This is a genomic window from Sinorhizobium sp. 7-81 (assembly GCF_030124405.1).
Lineage (GTDB): Bacteria > Pseudomonadota > Alphaproteobacteria > Rhizobiales > Rhizobiaceae > Sinorhizobium > Sinorhizobium psoraleae.
Genome location: NZ_JASKLT010000044.1, coordinates 1 through 6,431, shown reverse-complemented (window position 1 = coordinate 6,431; position 6,431 = coordinate 1). Strand labels below are relative to the sequence as shown.

General features: G+C 58.2%; 5 protein-coding genes and 3 pseudogenes. 4 read left to right on the top strand and 4 right to left on the bottom strand.

The window, feature by feature from the left end; all coding sequences use genetic code 11:
- Positions 1-85: 85 nt before the first annotated feature.
- The 3 genes from QN224_RS33230 (at position 86) to QN224_RS33220 (ending at position 2,397) form a co-directional block, all read left to right on the top strand.
- Positions 86-385, top strand: a complete 300-nt coding sequence (locus QN224_RS33230; RefSeq protein ID WP_283980125.1) for a hypothetical protein — start codon at positions 86-88, stop codon at positions 383-385.
- A 128-nt stretch (positions 386-513) separates the two neighbouring features.
- On the top strand, positions 514-1,881 hold the full coding sequence (locus QN224_RS33225; protein WP_283980126.1) for an amidase: 1,368 nt from the start codon (positions 514-516) through the stop codon (positions 1,879-1,881).
- 204 nt (positions 1,882-2,085) lie between these two features.
- A complete protein-coding gene (locus QN224_RS33220; RefSeq protein WP_283980123.1) occupies positions 2,086-2,397 on the top strand; it encodes a hypothetical protein in 312 nt (103 codons plus the stop codon).
- 294 nt (positions 2,398-2,691) lie between these two features.
- On the opposite strand, the gene QN224_RS33215 is transcribed toward QN224_RS33220, so the two are convergent.
- From QN224_RS33215 to QN224_RS33200, 4 genes and pseudogenes are all read right to left on the bottom strand, one after another.
- Positions 2,692-3,120, bottom strand: coding sequence for a hypothetical protein (locus QN224_RS33215; protein ID WP_283980122.1), 429 nt, complete (start codon positions 3,118-3,120; stop codon positions 2,692-2,694).
- Between the two features lie 322 nt (positions 3,121-3,442).
- A pseudogene (locus QN224_RS33210) lies at positions 3,443-3,541 on the bottom strand (transposase zinc-binding domain-containing protein); the annotation flags it as partial.
- A 16-nt stretch (positions 3,542-3,557) separates the two neighbouring features.
- Positions 3,558-4,309: pseudogene (locus tag QN224_RS33205) on the bottom strand (tyrosine-type recombinase/integrase); the annotation flags it as partial.
- A gap of 472 nt (positions 4,310-4,781) precedes the next feature.
- On the bottom strand, positions 4,782-6,017 hold the full coding sequence (locus tag QN224_RS33200; protein WP_283980121.1) for an acetyl-CoA carboxylase biotin carboxylase subunit family protein: 1,236 nt from the start codon (positions 6,015-6,017) through the stop codon (positions 4,782-4,784).
- Between the two features lie 270 nt (positions 6,018-6,287).
- Between QN224_RS33200 and QN224_RS33195 the strand changes: the two are divergent.
- Positions 6,288-6,431, top strand: a pseudogene (locus QN224_RS33195) (IS701 family transposase); the annotation flags it as partial.

Genomic DNA, 6,431 nt, shown 5'->3' with positions numbered 1-6,431 from the left:
CTTCAACTTCCTCAAGGCCGCCGCAGCCTGACCGACGCGTCCGTCTGAAAGCGATCAGTTGCAAGGGCCGTCAACGTGCGGGGAAATGAGCGCTTACGACTATTCGGCGTTTCTGGCTGAATATCCTTGGTTTCAGGCCTTCATCGATGCCGGGAATGATCCAAACACAGTGTCAACCGCCCCCGATGGTGCCGAGTCATTTGCATCCGAAGTACAAAAGGTCGTCGGCACAAATGTGGAAGCAATGCTCTTCTCTGGTGTCTCACCTGAGGAAACGGCATCGAAACTGCAGAAGGAACTCGCGGCTTTAGTCGCATCCAAGAAGAAGGACTGGCGGCCATCATGGTTCGACCCCGTTTTGTACCGGGTCGGACCGTGCCGATGAGTAGCCCTAGGCAAAATGGGAAAATACGTGATTATGAGCCGTGAAAAAAAGTTCGTCACCGAGCTTGCCAAGTTGCACGGTGTTGTTCAGCCGAGCTTGTTCGCAAGGGCGAACTCTCAGCCCACGAACTGGTCCAGGCAGCAATCGAACGAATCGAAGCTGGTGACGGCATAATTAACGCCGTAGTGCACAGGCGGTTTGAGCAGGCGTTGGAGGAGGCCAAACGTCTGAAGCCGACGTCGACCGCACCATTTGCCGGTGTGCCGCTTCTGTTGAAGGACACCGGGTCGGCGCAGGCCGGTGTCCCGCAGACCCAAGGCAACGTTGCGCTCAAGCGAATTAACTACAAGCCCGAATCGGACTCCCCGCTAGGTGCTCGGTTCAAACAGGCCAGTTTAGTCACTCTCGGTGTCACCAACATGCCGGAATTCGGCCAACTCTGCGATACACAACCGCTCGCATTCGGCCCGACGCGCAATCCGTGGTGCCTGGACCGCTCAGTCGGAGGCTCCTCTGGAGGTGCGGCTGCTGCAGTCGCGGCAGGTTTCGTCCCCATAGCGCATGCAGGCGATGGTGGTGGCTCGATCCGGCAACCCGCAGCATGGTGCGGGGTCTTTGGCTTGAAGCCATCGCGCGGACGGATGCCCAAGCTTGCGGGCTCCATTGACGACATTTTTAGCACGCCACTCGTGATTTCGCGCACTGTCCGGGATACTGCGGTGGTTCTTGACGCGGTGAATGGCGCGATTCCAGGCGATCTCTTTTCGCTGCCACGGCCCGATTCACCACACTTTGCGAATTTGGCTCCGCCACAGCGCGCGCTACGCATCGGCCTTTTGACGGAAGCCCCCGCCGGATTAAAGGTCGACGCCGAATGCGTTCGAGCCGTCGAAGAGATCGGAAAGCTACTGCAGGCCGCCGGCCATCACGTCGAGATGGCTCATCCGGCGGAAATGCTTGAGACCAAGCCTGAATGGGTTGACCGAATCCGCTTTGGAGACTGTTTCGTTAGGGCCATTGAAAGCCTCGAAAAGCTCCTTGGCCGCCCGGTGAAACCGAACGACGTTGAACCGCGGACTTGGTGGGAAGACAAGAATAATCTGTCGATCTCTGCGTCTGAGTTGCGTGCGAGCTGGGATTGGCACATTACCCGGTCGGCGAGACTTCTGCATTGGTGGGAGCAGGGCTTCGATCATCTCGTGACACCGGTCGTCAACGAGCTGCAATATCGCCTAAGAGACGTCGCTGACAGTTCGTATGAGCAAAAGACGCTGATCGACCGTCGGGAATCGGTATTCCTCGAACCGTTCAATGCGTCCGGCGAGTCGGCGATGGTATTCCCTGTCCGGTGGACGAGCGAGCAGCTACCAGTCGGCGTTCAGGTCGCTGCCGCTCGAGGCGAGGATCGCTTGTTGCTACAGGTCGCCGCACAAATGGAGGAAGCGATCGATTGGCCCGCCCGGCTTGCGAACTTGACGCTTGCGGATCGGATCTAGGTTATTTTCCAGTAGGTTGCCAAGCAGACCCCCATGAGCGTGGGCATCAATGCGAGCCCGTCGTTGTTCATCTTTGCCGTTTATGCCGACCGTCGAACTATGCCGATTAAGCAAGTTTTTGCCAATGTTTTCTGGGGCATAGCGGTAGCCTAATCGGCATAGCGTAGGGTCTCTCCGCCGCAATTGGCGCGAAGGAGAGGACGTATGAAAGCAAGTGACTATTTGAAGCGCAGCGGCCTATATCGGAAGCTGCTCTATTGTCCGTATCGGGAGTTTGCGCGCGTTTACGCCGCCAAGATGTCGAGCGAAGGCCTGGGGCGGCGATGCACGTGGCGCTCGCTGAGCCTGTCTCGAGACCTGATGGACTGGAATGTCGGCAATGGAATTGATCCGAAGGATTTTAGCGAAGTTCATGTCGATCGTTTTCTTGTGACCGTTTCAAACATTGGAGCCCCGATACGGGCGACCGATCGGTGCTGCGACGCTTGCTTTCTGCGTTACGGGAAGAGGGCTTAATACCTGCCGCCCTCCCGGTTGAGCGCACAGAGCACGAGCAGATTGTCGATGCATTCGCGGCATATTTGTCGAATGAGAGAGGACTCGCTGCCTCGACCGTGGGAAGCCAAAAGCTGCTGTCACATCGATTTCTGCGGGAGGTCTGTCCTACCGGCACAGATGGGTTTGCAGCGCTCACCCCGGAGATCGTCAGCGGTTATGTCGAGCGACATGCGCTCGATGGCTCCGCCGATAGTGGTAAAGCCATGTGCGGGGTGGTACGTGCCTTCCTGCGCTACTTGCATTTGAAGGGCTTCATTTCGACGGCGTTGGCCGATTGCGTGCCGTCCATCCGCCGCTGGCGACTAGCCGGCCCTCCAACATTCCTGCCGCCGTCCAGAAGGTTCTCGATGCCTGTGATCGGACGACGGCAATGGGTGTGCGCCGTGCAAAGGCGGCGCGTGCCGCCATCAAGTGGGCGGCGTCGCGGGCGTAGAGCTTGATGGTGGAATCGGACGCCCCGCGGTGTTTGCGCAGCCACACTTTGAAGTGAGCCACCAAGCACGGCTCGGCACGCTGCAATGCGGCAGCGGTGGACTGGCAAACGCCGGTCTCGACAAGGTGCTGGCGAAAGAGCCTGGCGCCGAAAATGGTGTGGTGGTTGCGGCGCCCTCCCATGGCGCGTGGACATCGACAAGTGCGCAAGTGCTCGCTGAACACCGCCAGATCAATGTCGCTGGGCATTGCCCCTTGCCGAGCTACGACATGGCCGAGGTGCGCTGCCGCCCGCAAATATCGCACGGCCGTGCCGGCACTATAGCCCTGCCGCTCGAGCGCGGCTGCGAAACCGTCAAGGTATGGTCCGTGGGCCCGCTCCCAGATGACCCAGCAGCTTGGACGCCGAGAAGTAAGTCTCCAACATGTTCGTCTCCGTGTATGACCGGCCATCGGTGGCCGAGCCAACGGAGGCGCAGGACCGCGCTGTTATGGAGACAAAAAGCGCAACAATTCACCGAAAAATGTCAATGTCGGCACGCCAGCTCCCCATTACTGGCTCTGCCATAAGGCAGGAATTATAGGAGATGCGGGTCCTGCCGCAATCGTCGCAGGCATCGACGTGACCGCCGAGCCTGGGCGTCCGGCAGGCTTCGATCGCGCCCATGACGCCGCGGCCAAGACGCATGGCCGAGCAGGACCTGGATGATGCGGATATCGGTCCCGTGCTCGAGCAGGTGAGTGGCAAAGGAATGCCGCAGCGTATGGACGGTGACGTGCTTGGAAAGACCGGCCGCCGCAACCGCCGAACGGCAGGCGGAATGCAGCACCCACGGCTCGATGGGCTTGTCAGCATCGTGCCCAGGAAACAGAATGCCCTTGGGCCGCGCCAAGCGCCAATAGCTGCGCAGGATCCCGAGCAGTTCCGGGGACAGCATGACGTAGCGGCTTTACCGCCTTTGCCACGCGTGATGTGGATCACCATCCTTGAACTGTCGATATCGTTGGCGCGAAGACCACAGACCTCCGAGACCCCCAGACCGGCGGCATAGACCGTTGTCAGAGCTACCCGCGCCTTCAAGCTGGACACGGCTTGCAGAAATTCGACGACCTCGTCGCTCGAAAGAACAACCGGCAACTGGCGAGGTTCGCGCGCATACGGAATATGCTCCGGGATCGTATTCTGGCCGAGCGTTACGCCATAGAGGAACCGGAGTGCGCAGACGATCTGGTTCAATCCGGACCAGGGTATGCCCGTAGACACAAGGTGGCCCTGGAAGGCGTGGACCTCGTCTAGGCCGAGCCGAGCCGGTGATCGGCCGAAATGACGGCTAAACTTTGCGACTGCATAAAGATAGGATTGCTGCGTGACCCGAGAACGATTGCGGACCGTCATGTCCTCGATCATCCGGCGACGCACAGGGCTCATCTCGGCCATCTGGATCTCCTGTCTGAAGGGTGGGTTTGCAACACCCAAATCCTCTCAGACAGGAGGCATCTCTCAAAGCGGACACCAATTGCCGCGACTAGCGGCTTGGTTCAATCCGCACGGGGAGAAAGAAGCAGTTTGGCTTCGCCCGTCGTCTCAGGCGCCACCGCCTGCGGCGCCATCGCCGATAGCCGGCCGGGCAGCTCCTCAACGTGCGGCATGATTGTTGCCGACATAAACGCCTGCCTCGACGGCTGCACATGGACATGCCGACCTTCGAAATGTCAATGGCGATGACGATTTCCCCGTCCTTGCCTAAGCGGGCTTCGCAGCGGCCCTGGTGACTGTTTCAGTTTGCTGGAACGGGCGGCGACGAAATGACACCAATTCAATCAGAACGTACGCCGCTTACAAAAAACCGGAAGTGCGGGGATTGCGCCTGCTGGGCACCCCTGTTGGTTTGTGGGGTAACCGTCCCACATTATTCCTGTTCGCCAAAGGTTGGAAATGGCATAATTGACAAGTCGATCAAGTCGACGGCACGTTGTAATATCACCTTGGCCTGAGCACAACTGGATGAAGCGGCGATTACATGTCCGATGCAGTCCTCGATATTATCTTTCCTCACGATTGGCGCCTTCGGTTCAACATAAAATTTGACCTCGGCGACGCCTGTTAGGGCAGCCGCTTGACTGTAGCCACCGATACAATCGAGGATGCCCTCGCGATCTGGAATGAGGAACCGTGCGGCCGCAGTTTGCGAACGGCTTCTGCGCAAATTCGACTCCTCGCCGATGGCAAGCTTGATGTGCTCGGTGATGAGATCCAAACCGCAAGCCAGCTCAACCATTTGAGGAGTGGGCGTACCCGCAAGACGCGGGTTGACTTCGATGACCACGGGGCCAAGCTTCGTCCACCGGACTTCGATGTTCGCTGGCCCCCAGCCAAGGCCGAGAGCTCGCAAACAGCTCAGCGAAACATCGGCGATACGCTCATGCTCGTCGTTGGTCAGCAGGGCAGGGAAGGTCAACCCACGCAAGACGAAATGCGGTGGGGGGCCGAAGTCAGCGGGGGAAATCCCAATGACCTCTTTTCCCATTATTTCAGCACCATAAAGCGGCCCTTGTGCAAATTCTTCTACAAGTATCCTCGGCGAATACTGCCATACGTGCTTCCCACCCAACAGATAGGTCGTATGTTCGGCCAACTCATCAACATTGCGGCACAATCGAACGCCGCGGCTGCCACTGCCTACCGCCGGCTTAAGAATGACCGGCAATCCGATCTCCGCGGCAGCGATTTCTACGTCCGTTGAATTCGCTGCCACGCGATAAGCGGGTACTGGAACGCCGGCCTTCGCGAGGAGCTGACGTTGAGTGAATTTGTCACGGCATCGTTCAATGGATGCGGGGTCCGGTCCCGGTAGATCGAAATACCGGCAGAGCTTGGCGACCGTCGCGCAGAACTTCTCTGAGGCGCACGTTATGCCAGCAATGTCATAGATCCCACCCAGGCGGGAACATTCCCGGATCAGCGGATCGAGACTGTCAGTATTGACACGGATTGCCTCAACCCCTTCCGCTGCAATGTAGTCGTACTGCGCCGGATCAGCCGACAGGACAATTGGATGAAGGCCGAGGCGCTCGGCCGCTCGAAGGTATAGCAGACCACTACCCCTTGGATGGCCTTCAATCATGATAAGCGCTCTTCTTGCCATTGGCTGTTAAACTCCATGTTGCGTCGGTGCAGGAGTGTAAATCGGCATCAGCTGTTTCAGCCGTGCCTGACCTCAAGACGTCGGGATGAACCTACCATAGTCGGCGATTTACGCCCGCAAAAGGTTTGTAAATTTTCTTGAAGGATCTGTTACAATTTCAGGACCGGAAAGGTGCAGGTCGACTGTTTCTGAGCGTTGCGATATTCTAGCACTACTTTGCGCTTCGGTAACGATGTTTTCGGATTCTGTGCTCTTGTTGGAGGACGCGGGATGTCGTGGGAAGAAGCTCTTGCGGATTGGCTGAAGCCGCTTGTTGGCCTTTTGGGACACAAGAAGCGGCGATTGATGTGTTCGCTGTATGTCAGCGGACTGCTAGGCCTCGGGGAGCGCAAGAACATTACGCCGATGGCATCT